Below are 21,391 nucleotides of genomic sequence, written 5' to 3' on the forward strand. Positions count from 1 at the left end.
TCGGACGTTGCGGCCGTCCTGCGGGCACTGTCGCGAGTAATGCTGTTGTCCGGCGTACATGTCAAGGCATGGTGTTGTCTGACCCCACCGCTTGGCTTGTGGGGCCGCACCCGGGAGCCAGGCGAATACCCGGGGGAGGTCGATATGTCTTCGATACCACAGGTTCCCGCGACGAATGCAGGCTCGATCAAGGTTTTGGTTGTTGACGACCATGGTTTGGTTCGCGACAGCGTCAGTACGCTGCTGGCCCGTGAGCCGGACATTGTCATCGTTGGCGTGGCGGAAGATGCGGATGCCGCGATCAGCAAGGTGCTGGAGCTGAAACCTGACCTGGTGCTGATGGACATCGACATGCCGGGCATCAGTTGCTTTGATGCGATCCAGATCGTCCGGTCGCGTGTGCCCCAGACGAAGTTCATCCTGGTGACGGCTTACGAGCACGATGAGCACCTTGAGCAGGCGCTCAAGGTCCGGGCCAATGGGTTCATTGTGAAGAGCCAAGGAATGAACTCGCTGATTGGGGCGATTCGCGAAGTGGCGGCGGGGCGCATTCACTATTCGCCGGAGATCATGAGTCGTTTGATCGTTGAAGGTGACCAGATTCGCCTCGAGAATCCGCCCAAGAGTCGCTTGAGCACGCTGAGTCCTCGGGAGCGTGAGCTTCTTCGGGTGCTGGCCCGTGGACAAAGCCTCAAAGAGGCGGCGAGCATTCTGGGGATCAGCTACAAGACGGCGGACAAGCAGAAGGCCTCGCTGATGGCTAAGTTGGACATTCACGACCGTGTCGAACTGGCTCGGTATGCCATCCGCGAGGGGCTGGTTGAGCCGTGACGTCCGCCGGCGGGCCTATTCCAGGGCTTTGCGGAGCTCTCTAGGGGTATTTGACTCTAGCGGCGTGCCCTGGGGTGGTTGCAGGGTGGGCGGATGGCCGGCGTGGGTGTGCCGAGGGTCTGGGGGCAGGCTCTTGGGTCCTCCTCCATTCAGACTGTTTCTCCGAATTTAAAGGACCGGTAACTCGTGATGAGAGCCTGTATAATCAGGGTTGAATCCGTATTTTAGGTAAGCTTGGTAAGCTACATTAGGCTTTCCCCAACCATATGTGGATAGGGAATATGCCCCAGCTCACGAAGCCTGGGGGGTGTGAAAACCTTTTGAGTACATGGAGGTCTATCTGTCGTAAATCATTGTCGAATAAGGGTTTTACTCCCCTTGATCCCAGCCGATAATGTGATACACTTGCCTCAGCTTTGAGGATACTGGCGGGTGAAGGGACCATCAGGGTTGCCGCCAGTGGGAGCCAATCAGGAAACGCTTGCGGTTCACGATTGATAATCAGTGGACCGGGCGATCAGGAAGCTCAGAACGTTCCCTTTCTCGGGGGCGGCCTCGCCGAGATGCGGGGTTTCATGTCTGGAGGAGAAGGAACTCCCGAAGATAGCCAGTCCGATCGGCCCGTTAGTCATTGCGTGGGACACGTGGATTTCTGTGCGTGGGTCAGGGACCGGGTCCCTGGAATGGGTGTCGACCGGTGTCAGGGATGATGCCGCAGGCTGATCGCGGGAGCCATGGACGGCCAACCAGGCCGCTTTTACTGCCTGTCGTTTATCGGTGCCATTCAGGGACATTTCGTTGGTGCCAGCCGGTCCTCGGTGATCGGGTGATCCAGATTCAGACAAGCTGCGGGTTGTGAGGTACCGTGGCCGCTGATGCTGCGGCAGTGAGCAGCAAGGGATTGCGGGTCAGTCCCTTGGATCGAGAGCCGGCAATCACACTACAGTGGTGGCCCGGCGCGGCCAGGAGAACGAATCGGCATCCGAGGCGGTTCATCGCGTGACTGGCAAGGGGCCGCTTCGGAATATGGCATCGATGAAGAAGGGATGCTTCATCGATGACCTTATTCGTCCGAGTGTACGACCAGACCGAGTGTCTGACAAGTGGATTTGGATCGATCAAGTGGGTTCTCTGAAGGAGGATCTGACTAAGACGGGCCAGGGCAGCGAGGATGCGTTGCCCTGACCAAGCTTCGGCGGGCCCGGAGGCGATGCCCCTCCTCCAACTGTCAGGTTGTATGCGTTTGGACCGCAGCAAGACTTGATGGTTCCCTCGCTCAAAGCCAATACCAGGAAGCATTCGCTTCCGGGCCAGCCTCTTTTAACGACACGCGAGCGGCCGGTTCAAGGAGGAACCGCCGCTCGCCTGTATCTGAAGGACTGAGCGAATGATCATCCATCCTCGGGACAAGGACGTCATCAAATGGGCGATCGACCAGGGACACGCCTACGAGTACACCCGTGAGTACGGTCTGCCCGAGCCCTGTCTTCGCGTTCATCTGGGCTTGAGTGTCGCGTTCTTCCATGCTGGTCGGCTGGTTCGCTGGCGGGCGGATGCAGAGGGCGGGCAGATGGACCAACTGATGTGTGAATTGACCTCGCTCTTTGGCCTATGCGCCACGGTTCGGGCTTATCCTCGCCAGGAAGCTTTCGTGTCTCCGGCGGAGATGACCCTCTTGCATCGCTGAGCTTTGCTGTCTGTCCGGCTCGCGGTTCCGTTTCGGTTTTATCGGCGGTCGGTTATAGCCCCGATTCGAGCCTCCTGGCGTCTCCTGGCGCGTTTTCGGACTCCTCCCACACACCCCCACCATCACCCCCGTGCAGCAAAGTTGCTGGTTCTCTGGGCTTTCCAGATCGTTGAGATGAGCGGTCGATAGAGGTTTCGACGGAGGTCCATCCTCACGTTGACGGCCTGCTGTCTCTTCTCGGACGAGGTTATCGGGCGTGGGCTGGCTGCAGCTACCGCCGGTGGGGGTGATCTGCGTGTGACGCCCCACATGGTGGTGCTAACTTAAGCCGAATCATTCCGCGAAGAAATGGAATTCGGATTTCGGGTAACTAATCCGAAAAAAGGGCTTGCTTTGGTGTGATGCTGTGGTATCTTATCCCTGTCTAGCCCCAGTAGTGGGGCCAAGTGAGCAGGTTCTTGGCGCGGCAGCGATCATGTTGTTCACTGGGACGTTTGATCTGAGCGTCGATCCCAAGAATCGTCTTTCGATACCCGCGAGCATTCGAGCAGGCTTGGATCCGGAGAGGGATGGGACGCGTTTCTATCTGGTGCCGGGGACGCCCAAGACGACGTTGAGTTTGTATGCGGACCGGTACTTCGAGCGGTATGCGGACGAGTGCAGTGCATCGCTTGATCCCAACGACGAGCGAGAGAAGTTTGAGAAGGTCTTTTACGCGATGGCCACACCGCTGGACCTGGACAAGCAAGGACGCATGGTCCTGCCTCAGTGGGTGTTGGACAGGGTGGGGATTGGCAAGCAGGTCACGTTGACCGGTGCTCGGGACCACTTGGTGATCTGGAACCGGAGCGAGTACAGCTCCTTCATGAACGAGAACTGGGACCGGTATCCCGACCTGCTGCGAGTGGCCCGGCTGGAAACGGCCCTGAACCGACGGAACGGTGGAGGCGCGACCAGCGGCCGCTGAGAACGGAATAGAGAGCGAGGGCGCGGTCTCGGGAAGGGAAGCGTTCGTGGCGACCCGGTGGCGTTTCCCTTTCCGAGCCGAGCAACGAGTCGACCGGAGGCGAAAGAACGAGTGCTGGGCTGGCCGGACTCCTGGCGCGGCGTCCGGCGTGCCGCAGCGGTGGAAGGTGGAGGTGAGGGTGATTTGGCCGGACCCCGGGCAAGCGGCGCGGCTCCCGCGGGTCCGGCAAGAGGTCGTTGATCAGCGGTTTCAGACGGACCGACCATACTGATCGGCGGGTCACTCGCCGGTCAGGCGGACCGCTTCCCGTCGCAGAACGCAAGGGATTGCCTGGGAAGAGGGTGCCCGAACGACATCTCACTCGGGTTTGACCCGCAGCTGCCGGGTGGGTTTGGCCGGCTCGACGACGCGGACGAGCCGGGAGTTCACCTCAGAAGGCGGCGGGTGTCTTGCCGGAGGGCAGGAGTTGTTGTCGGGCTGCTTTCCATCCGGCCGGGAAGTGCTGGGGCCAACGTCGGCACGGATGTCCGACGTTGCCCTGCTTAGAAGGATGCCGCCTGGTGAGCCGATCTGAGATCGAGCATATCCCGGTTCTCGGTGAAGTCCTCATGTCGCTCGTCGATCCTCGACCGGGCGAAACGGTGGTGGATGCGACGGTGGGGCATGGGGGGCACGCTGAGTTGTTGGCGGGGGCCATCGGGTCAAGGGGCCGGCTCATCGGCCTGGATATTGACGAGAGCAATCTGGCCCGAGCCCGCAGTCGTGTGGAGAAGGCCATGGTCGGCAAATCAAGTCCATCGCTGCACTGGGTGCGGGCCAACTTCTCCGAGCTGGGGTCGGTGCTCGACGAATTAGGCGTGAGCCGTGTCGATGTGATCCTGGCCGATCTGGGGGTCAGTACCGATCAACTGCTCGATTCAAGTCGAGGTTTCACTTTCAGCGAGGATGGGCCGCTAGACATGCGGATCGACCCGCGGCTGGAGACGACTGCGGCCGATCTGGTCAACCGGCTGGAGGAGAATGAGCTAGCGGATCTGATCTTCCATTCGAGCCAGGAGCGGTTCAGTCGGCGGATCGCGAAGCGGATCTGTGAAGCTCGTCGGGAGAAGCGGATTCGAACGGTGTCGGAGCTGGTGCAGATCGTCTGTTCGGCGATGGGGGTGTTGGGGCAGTTTTCCCCCCACCGGCTCCATCCCGCCACGAGGACGTTTCTTGCCCTGCGGATGACCGTCAACCACGAGCTGGAGAACCTGCAGGAGCTGCTGGAGTTCGCCCCCCGACGACTATCTGTAGGGGGTCGGCTTGCGGTGATTAGCTTCCATAGTGGTGAAGATCGAATCGTCAAGCAGAATTTTCTTGATCGTAAGCGCGATGGCGTGTATGAATTACGGACAAAGAAGCCGGTTCAGGCTTCGAGTGAGGAAACCCTGCGGAACCCACGTGCTCGCAGCGCCAAGCTTCGGGTAGCGTTGCGGTTGGCGTCAGTCCAGGGCGCGGCCTGAGGGCTTGAGGGGGGCGACTTGCGAAGTGGGCATAGCGGTTTTGGCAGGGTGGACATGGAGGTTCAAATGACCCGGGAAACGAAAATCGGGCTTTTGGTGGGGTTGGGTTTCATCGTCGTGTTTGCGGTACTTCTCTCGCAAACGACCTCGGTGCCGTCGACGGGAGAGAACCTGCCGTTTGTGTTGAAGCCGTCGCCGCAGCTGCCCAGTCTGCCGAGTGGCCGCGAGGTGGCCAACAAGCCGTCGGGCTCGAGCGGCGACCGGGCCGTTCCGGCGCCGGGCGTGGGACGGACGCCTGAGTCTCCGTCGACGCCGGTGGACAGAGATGGTGGCCTGGTCAGGTTGCCGAATTCGCCGGATTCGTCGTCGAAAGGGCCGGATGGTGTGGCGTGGCGTCTGCCCAATCCACCCTCTCTGGGCCCGTCTCCATTCGCGTGGACGCCGAACGGCGGCGGCAGCACCCCGTTGAGCGGCCAGATGCCATCGAGCGAAGGGGATCCGGACGTCGTCACGACGAGCTACGTGGGCAAGAGGGCTCCGAGTCCGGTAGGGCCATCGGTGGTGGGCACCGCGCCTCCGGGGCCCTCCGTTGCGGTGAAGCACCCCGAGTCGACCGACCTGGCCAAAGGTATGATTGATGCCCCGAAGCCGGTGGCTGTCGATCCCGACGAGCTGGTGAAATCGCCGGATCCCGCTCCCGCCAGTCCGCCGAAGGAGTACCTGGTTCAGAAGGGTGATACCCTGCGGAGTATTGCGAAGGGGCGGTATGACTCGGTTTCCGCCAAGGTGGTGGAGTTCGTAGCGGATGCGAACAAGGATCGGATCAAGGACAAGAACAGGGTATTCGAGGGTCAGAAGCTGTTGCTGCCTGATCTCCCGCCCGACATGTTCGAGGTGGTCCAGCCGGTGGGTGGCAAGAGGCCCAGTCTCAGGGAGTTGGCCAAGGAACTGACGACGGTTGATTCCCGCAAGGCGCCGCAGGAATCGGCGAGGCCCAAGAGTGGTTCGACCGCGCCCTTGTCGGCGGGCACTGCCGTCGTGAAGGGCGGCACCGACGGAAGGGAGGCATCTGGAAGCCCCTCACCGCAGGTTGTCGACTACCCGAAGCTGACCCCCAGGAAGAAGGTGTCGTCGCCGACCCTGACGCCGGCGCCGGCTCCGAGCCCGGCACCCGACGACGCCGACGATCGGCGGGCTCCGACGGTGATTGCCAGGAACGACGGCGGGGCTCTCAAGGGCAAGTTGACGCTGGACAGTACTGAGCTTAAGCCGGCAGCGGCCTCGAGCAAGTACCGGACTTACGAGATTCGGGACAAGGACACCCTAGGTTCGATTGCGGCCAGGGAATTGGGTACAGCCACTGCTTGGCCGGAGATCAAGAAGCTCAACAAGGACCTTGATCCGAGGAAGATGAAGGCCGGCATGAAGATCAAGTTGCCCGCCAGGCCGTCGGTTCCTTCGCCGAGTGGAACATCGTCTAGACCTGAGGTGAATCGAGCGTCCGCATGACCATACCGCGCATGGTGGGCTTGCTGGCCGTGCTGGCGATGGTGGGCATCACCGTGGTGGTGATGCGTGCCGATCAGCGGCAGGTTTGTCAACGGATCCAGGAGCTGCAGTTCCGCCAGACCGAGCTTCGACGGGAGATCTGGACGCAGGATATGGAACTAGCTCGGCTGCGTTCGCCGGCGATGATACGTGAACGTGCCGAGCGGTTTGGGCTGGCGACGGGGCTGGTGAGCTCGAAGCCGACGCCGAAGCCGAAGCGATAGCGGCCCTTCGGCCACCAGGAGTGGCACATCGGCCGGAGTGGCTTGATATGAGCCTGAACGAACCGAAGGCAGGGGAGGGGCGGGCGGTCCCGATGGCCTATGCCCGCGTGCAGGCCAAGCCGGTCTGGTTTCGCCCGTGGGTGGGGCAGCTGGTGATCGGTCTGATCTGTGCGGTTCTTTTGGGGCAGGTCGGCCGGCTGGCCTACATTCACCACGTTCTTCGCCCATCGCTTCTGGAGTATTCCGAGCGCCGGCAGACGAGTACGGTGGCTTTGCCTGCTCGTCGGGGTGCGATTCTGGATTGCCGTTTCCGGGTGCTGGCCGGCAGCCATGACTCGCCGACCGTCTACGCCGATCCTCGGATGGTGAAGAATCACACCGAGGCTGCCCAGGAATTGGCTCGTGTACTTGGCAAGCCGTCGGAGGAGATCCTGCAACTCCTGCGGGATCCGAAGAAGAGGGCATTTGTCGTCATTCAGCGTGGTGTGGCGGAGAACGAGGCCGAGGGCGTTCGCGACCTCAAGATCGAGGGCGTAGGTGTCCGCAACGAGCCGAGTCGTACCTACCCGATGGGAACGCTGGCCGCCCACGTGGTGGGGTTCGTCCGTGCCGGCAAGGAAGGCCCGGAGGGTATCGAGGGTATTGAACTGGCGATGGACAAGTATCTGCGCGGCAAGAGCGGCCAGCGCGAAGTCTATCGCGACGTGAAACGGCGCGCGATTTTCGAGAAACCGGACAGCTACCAAGCGCCCAAAGACGGCATCCACGTGGTGCTCAGCCTGGATTCCGCCATCCAGGAGGTACTTGAAAGCCAACTGGCGGCGACCGTCGCGAAGTTCAGAGCCGAGAGCGCCATCGGCGTGGTCATGAGCCCCAAGAACGGCGACGTCTACGCGATGGCCTGCTACCCGGCCTTTGACCCCGGCAAGGTCGCCCAGGTGCCCCGCGACAGTCGTATCCTGTGCAACCGCGTTTTGACCGATCCGGTTGAGCCAGGCAGCGTGTTCAAGCCATTTGTGCTGGCCGAGGTGCTGTCCGAGAGCGCGGCCAGGCCGGCGGAGACGGTTTTCTGCCATAATGGCCTGTATGAGACCGGTAAACGACGACTTCACGACCATCACCCTTACGGATCGTTGACCGTTGAGCAGATTCTCACCAAGTCGAGCAACATTGGCATGGCCATTCTGGGGCAGCGGCTGGGCAACCCCCGGATGCACGCGGGGCTCAGCCGGTTCGGATTCGGGCGCAAGACGGGGGTCGATTTGCCTGGTGAAGACCCGGGCCTGATGCTGCCGGTCAAGAGGTGGAATTCCTTTTCGACCACTTCGATTCCGATGGGGCAGGAGATTGCGATCACCCCGATGCAGCTGGCGACTGCGTTTTGTTCGTTGGTGAACGGTGGGAGGCTGCTCATGCCCCGGGTCGTGTCGGCGGTCCTGGACCATGACGGCAACGTGTTTGAGGATCGAACGGCGGCGCAGGGCCGAGGGCAGGCGCTGAATCCGGCCACTGCGGCCGTCATGAAGAGTCTCCTCGCCAAAGTAGTCAACGAAGGCACGGGCAAGCCAGCGCAGCTCGTTCAGTGGCAAGTGATGGGCAAGACCGGAACCGCTCAGATCCCGAAGTTTGGGCACAAGGGTTATGAACCGAATGCCTATCTTGCCTCCTTCATTGCCGCCGCGCCCGAGACGGATCCGGCTGTCGTCGTCCTGATCACCGTGCGCAAGCCGGATCGGAGCATCGGTTACTATGGGGGTACGGTGTCCGCTCCGCCGGTCAAGGCGGTCCTGGAGATGGTTCTTCCGTATCTGGGTATTCCGCCGGAGCGGTCCGAGGAAGAGGGGGCCAAGCTGAAGGTGGGAATCGTCGGCGGTGGCGACTGAGTCAGGGAGAGGGGCTGGCCACAGGTGAAGGGTATCGTGAATGGTGTGATGACATGGGGCAGCCTTGTTCGGCGGGCAGGGCTGGTATCGCGATGGCGTGGCCCGATTGACCCCCCGATCAACTCCGTGATTGAGGATTCACGCCAGGCGCGTCCCGGGGCATGTTTTGTTGCAGTCCGCGGGACCAAGGCCGACGGGCACGACTACGTGGAGGCGGCGGTCAAGGCCGGGGCTGCTGCGGTGGTATGCGAGCGGCCGATCGCCATGCCGCCCTCGGTGGCGGTGCTCGAGGTGGCCAGCGCCCGCGGCTTGGCGAGCCGGCTGGCAGTTGCGTTGTGGGGGCTTGATGAGACTCTTCGCGAAGGCCGACTGAAGCTGGTGGGCATCACCGGCACCAATGGCAAGAGCACGTTCTGCTACCTGGTTCGCTCGATACTCCGGCAGGCCGGCCTGCCGACGGCCATGCTGGGGACGGTGCAGTACGATCTGTTGTCGCGATCGGTTGAGGCGTCGATGACCACGCCTCCGGCAACGGTTCTTGCGGGCTACCTGGCGGAAGCGGCCAACGCGGGGGCTTCTCACGCGGTGATGGAAGTATCGAGTCATGCGCTTGATCAAGGGCGATGCGACGGCCTCCGTTTTGCCGTCGGTGTCTTCAGCAACCTGACCGGCGATCACCTCGACTACCACAAGACGATGGACGAATACCTCCGGGCCAAGAAGCGGCTGTTCGATCGCCTTGCTCCGGATGCGGTCGGTGCGGTGAACGCCGAGGACCCGGCCGCCGAGCGGATGGTCACCGACTGCAGGGCTCGGGTTCTCCGCTACGGGATCATCGCCGATCTGTCCAAGGGGGGGCCAGGCGGAGTCGGAGGCACGGCTGCTCCTGAAGGTGTGGCGAGGGTTGAGGATCTGGACGTCTTTGCCCGGGTTCTTGACGGCGACGCGCGCGGCACGCGGTTCGAGGTCACCGTGCGGCGTGGCGGTAGTCTTCGAAGTGGGCAGGTTGAATCGCAGCAGGTGAACTCGGTTCTGGTGGGCCGGCACAATGTGCAGAACTGCCTGGCGGCCGTATCCGCAGCGGTTGGATTGGGGCTCCCGCTGGGGCGGATTGTGGCCGGTCTGGAATCGGTGCGGATCGTGCCTGGTCGGCTGCAGCGTGTGGAAGGTAATGGGAGCGGCGTTGCCGTTCTGGTGGATTACGCTCACACGGATGACGCGCTGATGAACGTTCTTCGGGCGGTGCGGCCGATCGCCAAGCGGCGGCTGATCGTGCTCTTCGGCTGTGGCGGCGATCGTGACCGTTCGAAGCGTCCGAGGATGGCCAAAGCCGTGGCCCAGTTCGCGGACTGCATCCTCGTGACCAGTGACAACCCGCGAAGTGAGGAGCCGCGTGGTATCATCGACGACATCCTGCCCGGCTTTGCGCCCCAGGATATGGAGCGAGTCGTGGTGGAGCCGGACCGGCGCAAGGCGATCGCGGCGGCCATCGAGATGGCTTCCCCCGGCGACGTCGTTCTTCTGGCCGGCAAGGGTCACGAGACGTATCAGGAGATCCGTGGCCAGCGACATGACTTTGATGACGTGGCCATTGCGGCCGAGATCCTGAAGGGGAAGAGCAGGGCATCTTGAACGATCGGGACTGGGCAGGGTGTATTGGATGAGATACGTCGGCGTCCGCAAGCCATTGAAGGCGGACGACTGGTTGCTGATGGCTGATAGCGCCGCCCATGAAACCGTTGACCTTGCAGGAAGTCGTCACCGCCATGGAGGGCACACCGGATCGGCCTGTTCCGGTGGGGAGCGTTTCGCGCGTGTCGATCGACTCGCGAGCGGTGGTCGCGGGTGATCTCTTCGTTGCGATCAAGGGCCTGCAGTATGACGGCCATGACTATGTTGGGCCGGCCTGTACCGCCGGGGCGATGGCGGCGGTGGTTCGTAACGACTACCTCGGTCCCAAACCCCGCGGGAGCGCTGCGGGCGCGAATCCCTCGGCCGGTCTGCTGATCCGGGTGGACAGCCCGGTCGCGGCGTTGGGAAGGCTGGCTCGCTACTATCGCCGGTCGGTGATCGGAGGATCGGTCAAGGTTGTGGCGGTGACCGGCAGCAACGGCAAGACCACGACCAAGGCCATGATCGGGCACGTCCTGTCGAGCAAGTGGCGGGGTCGGGCTGGCATCAAGAGCTTCAACAACGAGATCGGGGTGCCGCTTACGCTGTTGTCGACGGAGCCATCGGACACGTTCCTGGTCTGCGAGGTGGGGACCAACGCTCCTGGCGAGATTGCCGCGTTGGCTCGGCTGATCGAGCCGGAGATCGCGGTCATCACGAACGTGGCGGAGGTTCACCTTCAAGGCCTGGGTACGATCGAAGGCGTGGCCCGTGAGAAGTTGTCGTTACTCAGCTACGTGCGCCCGGACGGATGTGCTGTCATCAATGCCGATCTGGAGGTTCTCCGGGCCATGGTGCTTCGCGAACGCCAGTACTCGGCGGTCAAGAAAGTGATGTTTGGCGAATGGCCGGAAGCGGAGCTGCGGCTGAGCGGCCTGCGGTCGGTTTCTGACGGCGGAGGCGGCTCCGGGGGAGCCCCTTGCGGGACGGAGTTCACGGTCAATGACCGTTTCAAGTACCGGCTCAACGTGCCCGGTCGGCACAATGCTCACAATGCCCTGGCGGTGATCGGCGTAGCCCGGCGCTTTGGCATGGAAGACGAGGAGATCGCGGCCGCCCTGGCGACGTTCACGCTGCCCCCGATGCGGCTGCAGTACGAGCGGCTTGGCGGATTGACGCTGATCAACGACGGGTACAACGCCAATCCGGCGTCGATGGCCGCGGCCCTGAATGTGCTGCTGGAAGCCGGGGCGGCTGGCCGGCGGGTGTTTGTCGTCGGCGACATGCGGGAACTGGGCGCGGTCTCTGAACGGTGTCATCGTGAGTTGGCGGATCGCATCGGGCAGTTGCCGATCGACCTGCTGATTGCGGTGGGCGAGAACGCCGAGCTGATGGCCAAGGGGGTCAAACGGGCCAGTGCCGGGCGGATTGAGACTCATGCCTATGCGACGACGGAAGCGGCCCGGCGCCGGCTGGTGGCGTTCCTTCGTCGCGACGACACCGTGTTGGTCAAAGGCTCGCGGGCTTTGGCGCTGGAGCGCCTGGTGGAAGCCATGGAGAAATGGGCTCAGCGCCCGACGGTGAAGGGCAAGGGTGCTGCTCGCTAGGGGCCTATGAGGGATACTGAGACGTGCTCTACCATCTCGTAGACTGGCTCGTCAGGTCACACGGATACCCGCCGGGGCCGTATGCCTATAAGGACCCGCTGTTTCGTGGGACCTGCGCCCTCATTCTGGCCTTTCTGGTCGTGGTGCTTGCCGCCCCAAAGGTGATTCGAATCCTGGTCCGCCACAAGATTGGCGATCGCACGGAGTTCGATCACAAAGCGCTCAACGAGCTGGTTGGCCATAACAAGGAGAACACGCCGACGATGGGTGGAGTGCTCATCGTGGCCGCGATCCTGATTTCCCTGCTCCTTCTGGCCGACCTCATGAACTACTACGTGCGAATGGCCATTTTCTGCATGCTGTGGCTGGCCGCTTTGGGAGCGGTGGACGACTGGCTGAAGCTGACTGTTGGGCGGCGGAGCGGGTCGCGTGACGGGCTGAAGATGTACGAGAAGCTGCTTTTCCAGATTGCCCTGGCCGTCCTGCTGGGGACTTTCGTCTACCAGTACGGCCGCGAGAACATGGCCATTGCCACGGTGGTGGGCGACGAGCCGGTGGAGACCTATCGCATTTTCAACGTGCCCTTCTACAAGCAGGGCATTTTCCTGAACACCACGGCGTTTCTCATCCTGACCGTCCTGGTGACTGCCGGAACCTCGAATGCGGTCAATCTCACGGACGGGATGGACGGACTGGCCGCCGGCTGCATGGCTTTGTGCAGTTTCGTCTTCATGATTTTTGCCTTTCTGGGCGGTGATCCGCTGAAGGCCAGCAGCCTACTATTCCCTTACATTCCGAAGACAGCCGAACTGGCGGTGCTCTGTGGAGCGATGGTTGGAGCGTGTCTGGGTTTCATGTGGTACAACGGGTTCCCGGCCCAGGTGTTCATGGGTGACACCGGCTCCTTGGCACTGGGTGGGCTGATTGGCTACGTCGCGATTGTCATCCGGCAGGAGCTGATGCTGCTCATCGTGGGCGGGGTATTCGTGATCGAGGCGTGTTCGGTGTTGTTGCAGGTGGGCTCCTACAAGCTGACCGGCAAGCGGATCTTCCGGGTCGCTCCGATTCATCACCATTTTCACCTGGGTGGCTGGACGGAGACCCAGGTCGTGATGCGTTTCTGGCTGATGGCGGCGGTATTTGCGGCCTTGGCCCTGGCTACGATCAAGCTGAGATGACGAGGTGATGGGGCAAGGGTGAAGAGTAGAAGGTCATGAGTGACGTTTTGCGGATCGACATGATGGACGCGAGCGGGATGATGATCGAGGGGCAGTCGCAGGCCGAGGGTATGGCCCGAGGCCGGGCGGTGTCAATCGCGATTGTCTCCGTGGCCGTGGGACTCATGGCCATCGGCGCGGTGATGACGTTTTCGGCCGCGTCGGGCGGTGATCGGACGCTGATCGGATGGCCGTTCTGGAAATACCCGGCGCTCCGCCAAGTGGTCTTTCTCCTGGGTGCCCTGGTGGCCCTGCTGGTTACCACGATGATCCCCTATCGTCTGTGGTGTCGACGGAACGGTTGGCCGACGATCATCCTTTTGGGTTTGGGGTTGGCGACATCGGTTCTGGTGCTCGTGCCGGGGATCGGGCAGGAAGTCAACAACGCACGACGGTGGATTCGTCTCGGACCGGAGAGCCTGGGCTTGCAGATCCAGCCGTCCGAGATTGTCAAGATGGCACTGCCGCTGTTCCTGGCGTTCTGGATCACGCAGAAAGCCCAGATCCGTCTGTTCTGGAGCGGTTTTCTGCCGGCGGTGGTGGCCATTGGTCTGAGTGTCGGTGCGGTCGGGGTCGAGGACTTTGGGACGGCCGCTCTGCTCGCGGTAGTTGGAGGGGCGATGCTCCTGGTAGGCGGGGCCAAGTGGAGCCACATGCTGTTCCTGGTGCTGCCGGCGGTTCCCGCGTTCGGTTATCTTCTTCTCAGCAGGGCCCACCGGATGGACCGGTTAGTCATGTTCCTGGACATCTGGCGTGATCCGGAAGGCAAGGGCTATCAGGCGATCCAGTCTCTGTGCACGATCTCCAGCGGCGGCTGGTGGGGTCGTGGGCTTGGTGCCGGCTTCGTCAAGGGGTATCTGCCGGCGGCTCGGACCGACTTCATCTTTGCCGTGATCTGCGAGGAGCTTGGCATCGTCGGGGCCATCGCGGTCATTGGTTTGCTGATTGCCCTGCTATGGAATGGGCGAACCGTCTTTGTGCGGTGCGGCGATCCGTTCGGCCGCCTGTTGGCCTTTGGCATTACGCTGGCGCTGGGTGTCCAGAGCGCGATCAACGTTGCGGTGGTGACGGTTTCGGTGCCGACCAAGGGGATCGCCTTGCCGCTGGTGTCGGCTGGCGGGTCAGGGGCCATCATTCTGGGGGCCCTGGTGGGGATCCTGGCCAGCATTCCTCGTTCGTGTCCTTCCATGCCCGAACTCGAGCAAGAGTAGGCTATGTCACCATCACCCTGGTTTGTTTTTGCCGGCGGAGGCACGGGCGGGCACCTGTTCCCCGCCCTGGCGGTGGTGGATGCTCTGCGGGCTCTGGGCAATCCTGTGGATGTGTCGTTCTTCTGCACCGAACGGCCGATCGATGGTGAACTTCTGGGGGCGGCCGGGATCGATGCTGTGCCGCAGAGTGTGCGGCCGCTGGCGACGCGGCCCTGGCACTGGCCTGGTTTTCTTCTTCACTGGTGGCGATCGGTCGGGTTATGTCGGGACCGGTTTCAGAGGCGGCGGCCGGCGGCGGTGGTGGGTGCTGGCGGTTACGCGTCTGGGCCACCGGTTCATGCCGCCCTGGGACTGGGGGTGCCGACCTTTCTGCTCAACCCGGATGCCGTTCCGGGCCGGGCCAATCAGCATCTGGCCCGGAAGGGCCGTCTGCGGGGGATTTTCGCCCAGTGGGAGGTGACTCGGGGGCATCTTCCCGCCCAGGCTCCGGTTTGCGTCACGGGTTGTCCGGTCCGGCCGATGTTTCGCCCGCAAGTCGAGCCGGACAGGGCCCTGGTGTGGCGGTCATTTGGCCTGGAGCCGGGACTGAAGACGCTGCTGGTGACCGGGGCCTCGCAGGGTGCCCGCACGGTGAATGATGCCGTGCTCCGGGTGATGAGCGGGCTGGAGCTCGCTGGCTGGCAGGTGCTGCATCTGGCGGGTGCGGCCGATGCCGAGCGGGTGGGCCAGGCGTACGGATCGGATGGGGTGTTTGCCGCGGGGCGGCGTGTGCCGGTCAAGGTGTTGCCCTTCACTGACCGCATGGGCGAGGCCATGCTCAGTTGTGATCTGGTCATTTCCCGAGCCGGGGCGTCGACGTTGGCGGAGATCCTTGCGGCCGGCAAGCCGTCCATCCTGATGCCCTATCCGTTTCATCGCGATGAGCACCAGGTGCACAATGCCCGGGTGTTGGTGGATGCGGGTGCTGCGGTTCTAGTGCGCGACGCGAAGGAAGCCGGCGCGAACGCCGAGCGGCTTTCCCCGGTGCTCCGGCCGCTGCTGCGGGACGATGCGAAGCGAGCGCAAATGGGTCGAGCGGCGCGGCTTCTGGATCGCCCGGATTCGGCCGTGTGCATTGCTCGTCAACTGGTTAATCAGCCTCAAGGATTTTGAAACCGACGCCCGATATGATATTCGGCGAGGTATTGGTTTAGAGCGGGTTTCCGGCTCCAGCGATCGTGACTCGGGACGGGAATCGGTCGCATTTTCCCCTTGGAACCTGATCCGCTACTCAGTAGAATGGTGCATCGAATCCGCCGCGGGATTGCGGCGGCGAGAGCTCACCGGATCGTCCAAGTGCGCGCGGGTCATTGGCGCTCCCGCGCACGGCCGGATGAACAGCGGCGGCGGTCGGTTCCCCAAGGTGTCTGACTCACAACGCGAGGGGGGCTTGCCTACGCGGCTCACGTTCGGCAGCGAGGGTATCTGTTCAATCTAGAGGAAGGATGTGGCTATGGCCCAAGGCGCACGGACGCGCCGGTTGTCCGGCCGTGATACATCGACGGTGCCCGCCTATCCGCCGGTCGGTCCGGAACCGAAGGTGGTATTTACTGGCATTCCCAAGAGCCTGGTCGCCGGCATGCGTGTGCACATGGTCGGGATTGGGGGCTGCGGAATGCGCGGAGCGGCCGCAGTGCTCCTTCGTCGAGGTGTTCACGTGTCGGGGTCGGATCGTTCGGTCTCGGCTGAGCTGACCGGTCTGATGGAGAGCGGGGCCTCTGTCCAGATTGGGCAGGCCAAGGAGCATGTGCCCGACGCATGCGACCTGGTTGTCCGGTCGGCCGCGGTTCGCGATGACAACCCGGAGGTGCTCGCCGCTCGCGAGCGCCAGTGCCCGGTCATCAAGTACTCTCAGCTCCTGGGCCTGCTCATGGCTGACCGGATGGGGGTCGCGATCGCCGGCACGCACGGCAAGAGCACGACCACGGCCATGACCGCCTTCGTGCTTCGTCAAGCGGGGCTTGATCCCTCGTTTGTGATTGGGGCCAATGTGGAGCAGTTGGGTGGCGGCTCGGGTGTCGGTGACGGTCGCCACTTCGTGGTCGAGGCCTGTGAGTTCGACCGTTCATATTTGAATCTCAAGCCGCGGATCGCGGCGATCCTCAACGTCGAGGAAGATCATCTCGACTACTACAAGAACCTGGACGAGATCGTGGCCTCGTTTCACGATTTCGCCATGCTGGTACCGGACGACGGGTTGGTGATCGTGAACGGCGGGCATCGGGACGCCCTCAAGGCGGTGGTAGGAATCGCGGCGAAGGTTGAGACCTTTGGCTTCGAGGGGCGGCTGAACTGGAAAGCCGAGATCCTCGGTTCGCAGCGAGGCTGTTTCCAGTTCCGCGTGTTGCGCGACGGTCGTCCGCTCACCGTGGTCCAGCTGGCCATTCCCGGGCAGCACAACGTGGCCAACGCCCTGGCGGTCATGGCCATATGCATTCATGCGGGGGTCGAGCCGGAGACAATTGCCAAGGGTCTGGCCGGCTTTCACGGCGCGTCCCGCCGTCTGACCTGGCGAGGCTGTGTCGATGACGTCAACGTGGTTGACGATTACGCTCACCATCCGACGGAACTGCAGGTGACGATCAAGGCGGCCCGCGAGTATTACAGTCCCCGCAAGCTGTACGTGGTGTTCCAGCCGCATCAGCATTCGCGGACGCGTTTTCTGCTCAACGATTTCGCCCGCAGCTTTGGGGCCGCGGACGTGGTCGTGGTGCCCGACATCTACTTCGTTCGGGACAGCGAGAAGGAGCGTGATCTGATTGACGCCAAGGATCTGGTTGAGCGGATTCGCTCGAATGGTGGAGACGCCCGGTACGAACCGGGCTTCGAGAGGATTGTTGCCCGGCTGTGCGCCGAGGTTCAGAGCGGGGATCTGGTTATCACCATGGGGGCGGGAGACGTGTGGCAGGTGGCGGACGGACTGCTGAAGTGCCTCGCGGCGACGCGGGGACGGAAGTGAGGACAGCGGGACAGACCGATCGGGCCGACTGAAAGCGAACGCCATGGACCACCGTTGGTCGGACATGTCCGAGATCATTGCCGAGCAGGAGCCGCTGGCCCTGCACACGACCTTTGGTCTGGGTGGGCCGGCGCGCTGGCTGGCCGCGCCTCGATCGGTTGAGGAGGCCGGGCGGCTCGTAGATCGCTGTCGCGAAGAGGACATCCGTCTCTACGTACTCGGTTTGGGTGCCAACCTGCTGGTCTGTGACGACGGGGTTGACGGCTTGGTTCTTCGGCTCAACCACCACGCTTTCCGTCAGGTCGAATGGCCGCCGCTGGACGGCTTGCGGGGTTCGAAAGTGGCGGTGACCGCTGGAGCGGGTGCGGACATGCACCGTTTTGTGCTCGAATCGGTTCGGCGGGGTCTGGCGGGGCTGGAAGGGCTGGCGGGCATTCCTGGCACGCTGGGTGGCATCGTTCGGATGAACGCCGGAGGGCGTTGGGGTCAGATCGCGGACGTGGTTCGCGAGGTGACGGTGGTGGACGAGGGGGGGCGAAGCCGGCGGCTGACCTCGGAGGAGGTGGGTTTCAGCTACCGCAGTAGCCGCCTGGGCAAAGCGGTGGTCTGCGAGGTGAAGCTGGAACTGACGATGGATGATCCCGCCCAGGTCCGTCGGCGGTTCATGGACATCTGGTCTCAGAAAAGCCACGTTCAGCCGTTGGGGCAGCCCAGCGCGGGGTGCGTGTTCAAGAATCCGCCGGGCCACAGTGCCGGAAGGCTCATCGAGCAGGCCGGCCTCAAGGGTCATTCGATCGGCGGAGCCCACGTTTCGAACGTACATGCGAATTTCATTGTTGCCCAGGAGGGTGCGACCGCGGGTGACGTGTTTGCCCTGATCGGCCTGATTCAGGGCGAGGTCGCCCGGCGTTTCGCGATCGAACTGGAATTGGAAGTCAAGGTTTGGGGCCGGCGCCGCGCCCGGAGTCTGGAGTCGGTGGCGTAGCTGGACTCTGCAGGTCGAGGCCTGGTTTTTCACAGGAGCGACGCGATGACCCGCCTGGCGGATCAAGCGGCATCACGAATGGCCATGAGCAACGTATCGGCGCGACAGGCCGCCACGAAGCTGCCTCTCCGCGAGCTTGCCGCCCCGCCGCGCTTTCCGGAAGTACCCATCGTTGCCCGGAAGCTGAAGATCACGGTTCTGTCGGGCGGACCCAGCTCGGAGCGGCAGGTCAGTCTGAAGAGTGGGCGGGCCGTGGCCACCGCCCTCCAATCGCTGAGCCACGACGTGACCTTGGCCGACATTGATCCGGACCACCTCGAGGCCCTGGACGTGCCTGTGGACATGGTGTTTATTGCCTTGCATGGCAGTTTTGGCGAGGACGGCCAGCTCCAGCGGATCCTCGATGACCGCGGGATCACCTACTGCGGTTCCGGGGCGGCGTCGTCGCGGCTGGCGATGAACAAGGTAGCCGCCAAGGCCCAGTTCATTCGCGCCGGCGTGCCGACCCCGCGTTTCGACGTGGTCCGTCCGGATCGGGTTGACCGGGTCCTCGGGCACTGGTCCGCCCCGGTGGTGCTCAAGCCGATTGCCGAGGGCAGCAGCGTCGACTGTGAGCTGGTTCGTGACTGCAAGGACCTCCGGGCGGCGCTGGTCCGCCTGGCGGGGCGATACGGTCAGTGTCTGGTCGAGGAGTACGTCCGGGGGCCGGAGCTGACCGTGGGCGTGCTGGGGGACGAAGCTCTGCCGCCGATCCAGATTCGCACCAAGCGGGAGTTATATGATTATCAGGCCAAGTATCTCGACAACGATACCGAGTATCTGTTCGACATCGACTTACCGCCCGACGTGCTCGAGAGCGTTTGCGCCCTGAGCGTCAGGGCTCACCGGTCGCTGGGATGCCGCGATTTCTCCCGCGTGGACTGGATGATAGACGCCCGGACGCACCGGCCCTATGCTCTGGAAGTCAACACCATTCCCGGCTTCACCGACCACTCACTGCTGCCCAAGGCAGCCGCTCGCGCCGGCCTGAGCTTCGCGGGGCTTTGCCAGCGGATTGTCGAATTGACCTGCCGGCGCATGGGAGGGTAGAATCGGATCGCGGTCCGCATGGGAACGCGTGATACCTATGAGCAAGCCAGATCGAGAAAGCAGCAAAACCCGGAAGATCGCTCCCAAGAACGCGGTCGCCTCGCTGGGCAGCAGCCTGCGGCCGCTGCTCCCTTTGCTGGTTATCATCCTTCTGATTGCAGGAGCGGTGTACGGCCTGGAGCAGGTGCGATACCGCGTCCTGGCTCAGCCGGAGTTCCACCCCGTGGTCCGGGTCGAGCTGGCCGATCCCCCTGACTGGCTGGTTCGCGAACAATGGACTCCGCATATTGTTGCCGGATTCCAGCCGGGAGTCAGCCGCCTTGCCGACGACGGGCAACTGGTCGGCAACGTCGCCGAACTGCTGAAGTCGAGCGGATGGGTGCAGAAGGTGCACCGGGTCACGCGAGGGATGGACGGCACCGTTCGGGTGTCGTGCGACTACCGCCGACCCATCGCGATGCTCTGCACCAAGCTCAACGGCAAGGAAGTGTACATCCCCGTAGACCGCGAAGGCTACCGGCTGCCGGAGACGTTCGAGCATCTGGAGCCGGACTCGGGGTGGTCAGGCTGGCTTCGTCTGATTGGCGTGAGGACGCCGGTGCCCAGGGAAAACGCTCAGTTTGAGGGGGAGGACGCCCGGGCCGCGATCCAGTTGGCGACGATGATCTCCGATCGAGGGGGCATTGTGGCGTCCAGAATCAGCGCCATCGACGTGAGCAACCTGCTGCATCCTCGGGATCGGCGGAAGAGCCCCATCGTGCTGTGGCGGGCCGACAGCCTCTATCGCATCCGATGGGGCTCGCCCATCGGGCGGGAGATCGAGGAGCCCACAGCAGAGGAGAAACTCACCAGTATCGCTCTGATGCTCCGCGGCGGCGGTCCCCAGGCCGAAGTCGATGTGAGCACCTACGCCGACGCGGTCATTGTCCCGGCGGCAGGTGCCTCGGCGGCCTCCGCGGGCGTGCAGACCGCTGACCGGGGGCGTCCGCAGGACCGCTAAAGCCCTGCTTGCCAGCCTTGTCTCCATCGTTGTAGAATCAATGCCCCGATGCCCTCGCATCCTGCGTGGCGGCTTGGATTTGCGCCACCGGCAGAGAGTCGTGTTGGACTGGGTGCATGGTTGACCTGCAGATCATGATCGATCGGGTGGTGAGCTGCGTGAGCTTCCTCCGCCAGCTCTGCCTGCCCGGCTGGCACCCCAGCGTGGCCTTGGCCGCCGGCATGGCTATCGTGGCCGGCTTGGTGACCGCCATGTGGGGAGCTCGTCTGCTGCGTGCGTTTTTCGTGTTGGGTTTCATGGTTGCGGGTGCGGCCATTGGCATCTACTGTGCCCGCCGACTCGATATCGAGTTGCTGGTCGGCCTGGTTCTCGGGGCTGGTGTTTTGGGACTTATCGGACATTTCCTGTATCGCTGGTGGGTCGGTGTTGGCACCGGTCTGTGCGCCGCGCTGGTGGTGGTGATGGTTGGGACGCCCTGGATCTGGAGTGAGGTGGAGAGCTTCTCCGATAGTTACTTGAAGCCCGGATCGGGGATTCGGATCGCGGGGGCGGCTGAGGGCGCGGGATCGCCAGGGGAAGAGAGTTCGAGGCAGCCCGCAGTCGCGACCTCGGTGTTCTGGCGGGCTTTTGGTTCGCATCTGTGGGGTCAGAAACACGCCGAACTGCGGCGTCTGGCCGTCCTCGCGGGGACTGCCACCCTTTTGGGATTGGTGCTCGGTCTGATCCTGCCGCGGTTCACGACGGTGATGGGGACATCGGTGATCGGCGTCGGGTTGGCGGTGACGGGCGGAGCCGTGCTGTTGATTCGGAATCAGCGGACCTGGTGGGACGCGATGTTGGCCAAGCCCGGGTGGTTTCTGGGGGTAGTCGGCTTGATGATGCTGCTGGCCTTTGTCTTTCAGATTCGGCATCGTCGGGGTGCCCTCGTTCCGGCGGCCCAGCCGGTGGTGCCCGTCGCGACTGCCTGACATCTCCGAAGCGTGTCTTGCCCTGTCCGGGTGGGCCGGCGCTTGGTTTCTTCAAGGGAGCGA

17 protein-coding genes are annotated in these 21,391 nt (G+C 63.2%); all 17 read left to right on the plus strand.

Going from position 1 to position 21,391, the window contains the following annotated elements:
• Nucleotides 1–144: 144 nt before the first annotated feature.
• The 17 genes from KA354_03115 (at nucleotide 145) to KA354_03195 (ending at nucleotide 21,328) form a co-directional block, all read left to right on the plus strand.
• On the plus strand, nucleotides 145–831 hold the full coding sequence (locus KA354_03115) for a response regulator transcription factor (protein MBP7933618.1): 687 nt from the start codon (nucleotides 145–147) through the stop codon (nucleotides 829–831).
• 1,387 nt (nucleotides 832–2,218) lie between these two features.
• Complete coding sequence (locus tag KA354_03120) at nucleotides 2,219–2,518, plus strand: hypothetical protein (protein MBP7933619.1); 300 nt, start codon at nucleotides 2,219–2,221, stop codon at nucleotides 2,516–2,518.
• Between the two features lie 475 nt (nucleotides 2,519–2,993).
• Entirely contained in the window at nucleotides 2,994–3,485 is a 492-nt protein-coding gene (locus tag KA354_03125; protein MBP7933620.1) for a hypothetical protein, read from the plus strand.
• 560 nt (nucleotides 3,486–4,045) lie between these two features.
• Nucleotides 4,046–4,987 carry a 16S rRNA (cytosine(1402)-N(4))-methyltransferase RsmH gene (rsmH, locus tag KA354_03130; GenBank protein ID MBP7933621.1) on the plus strand — a complete coding sequence of 314 codons (942 nt, stop codon included), beginning with the start codon at nucleotides 4,046–4,048 and terminating at the stop codon, nucleotides 4,985–4,987.
• 66 nt (nucleotides 4,988–5,053) lie between these two features.
• A complete protein-coding gene (locus tag KA354_03135) occupies nucleotides 5,054–6,496 on the plus strand; it encodes a LysM peptidoglycan-binding domain-containing protein (protein MBP7933622.1) in 1,443 nt (480 codons plus the stop codon).
• Complete coding sequence (locus KA354_03140) at nucleotides 6,493–6,759, plus strand: hypothetical protein (GenBank protein MBP7933623.1); 267 nt, start codon at nucleotides 6,493–6,495, stop codon at nucleotides 6,757–6,759. Before KA354_03135 ends, KA354_03140 begins: the two co-directional genes overlap by 4 nt.
• Before the next feature lie 47 nt (nucleotides 6,760–6,806).
• Nucleotides 6,807–8,642, plus strand: a complete 1,836-nt coding sequence (locus KA354_03145) for a penicillin-binding protein 2 (protein ID MBP7933624.1) — start codon at nucleotides 6,807–6,809, stop codon at nucleotides 8,640–8,642.
• A gap of 36 nt (nucleotides 8,643–8,678) precedes the next feature.
• Nucleotides 8,679–10,274 carry a UDP-N-acetylmuramoyl-L-alanyl-D-glutamate--2,6-diaminopimelate ligase gene (locus KA354_03150; GenBank protein MBP7933625.1) on the plus strand — a complete coding sequence of 532 codons (1,596 nt, stop codon included), beginning with the start codon at nucleotides 8,679–8,681 and terminating at the stop codon, nucleotides 10,272–10,274.
• 98 nt (nucleotides 10,275–10,372) lie between these two features.
• Complete coding sequence (locus KA354_03155; GenBank protein MBP7933626.1) at nucleotides 10,373–11,860, plus strand: UDP-N-acetylmuramoyl-tripeptide--D-alanyl-D-alanine ligase; 1,488 nt, start codon at nucleotides 10,373–10,375, stop codon at nucleotides 11,858–11,860.
• Nucleotides 11,861–11,883: 23 nt separating this feature from the next.
• Nucleotides 11,884–13,038, plus strand: coding sequence for a phospho-N-acetylmuramoyl-pentapeptide-transferase (locus KA354_03160; protein MBP7933627.1), 1,155 nt, complete (start codon nucleotides 11,884–11,886; stop codon nucleotides 13,036–13,038).
• A 35-nt stretch (nucleotides 13,039–13,073) separates the two neighbouring features.
• Complete coding sequence (locus KA354_03165; protein ID MBP7933628.1) at nucleotides 13,074–14,288, plus strand: cell division protein FtsW; 1,215 nt, start codon at nucleotides 13,074–13,076, stop codon at nucleotides 14,286–14,288.
• Between the two features lie 3 nt (nucleotides 14,289–14,291).
• Entirely contained in the window at nucleotides 14,292–15,440 is a 1,149-nt protein-coding gene (locus KA354_03170; protein MBP7933629.1) for a UDP-N-acetylglucosamine--N-acetylmuramyl-(pentapeptide) pyrophosphoryl-undecaprenol N-acetylglucosamine transferase, read from the plus strand.
• 340 nt (nucleotides 15,441–15,780) lie between these two features.
• Complete coding sequence (gene murC, locus KA354_03175; protein ID MBP7933630.1) at nucleotides 15,781–17,286, plus strand: UDP-N-acetylmuramate--L-alanine ligase; 1,506 nt, start codon at nucleotides 15,781–15,783, stop codon at nucleotides 17,284–17,286.
• Between the two features lie 43 nt (nucleotides 17,287–17,329).
• On the plus strand, nucleotides 17,330–18,271 hold the full coding sequence (murB, locus tag KA354_03180; GenBank protein ID MBP7933631.1) for a UDP-N-acetylmuramate dehydrogenase: 942 nt from the start codon (nucleotides 17,330–17,332) through the stop codon (nucleotides 18,269–18,271).
• 45 nt (nucleotides 18,272–18,316) lie between these two features.
• Nucleotides 18,317–19,360, plus strand: coding sequence for a D-alanine--D-alanine ligase (locus tag KA354_03185; GenBank protein ID MBP7933632.1), 1,044 nt, complete (start codon nucleotides 18,317–18,319; stop codon nucleotides 19,358–19,360).
• Nucleotides 19,361–19,397: 37 nt separating this feature from the next.
• Nucleotides 19,398–20,360: a hypothetical protein gene (locus tag KA354_03190; GenBank protein MBP7933633.1), complete on the plus strand. Its 963-nt coding sequence runs from the start codon at nucleotides 19,398–19,400 to the stop codon at nucleotides 20,358–20,360.
• A 116-nt stretch (nucleotides 20,361–20,476) separates the two neighbouring features.
• Nucleotides 20,477–21,328: a hypothetical protein gene (locus KA354_03195; GenBank protein MBP7933634.1), complete on the plus strand. Its 852-nt coding sequence runs from the start codon at nucleotides 20,477–20,479 to the stop codon at nucleotides 21,326–21,328.
• Nucleotides 21,329–21,391 lie beyond the last annotated feature (63 nt).

It is taken from the genome of Phycisphaerae bacterium (assembly GCA_018003015.1).
In the GTDB taxonomy this organism is placed as follows: domain Bacteria; phylum Planctomycetota; class Phycisphaerae; order UBA1845; family PWPN01; genus JAGNEZ01.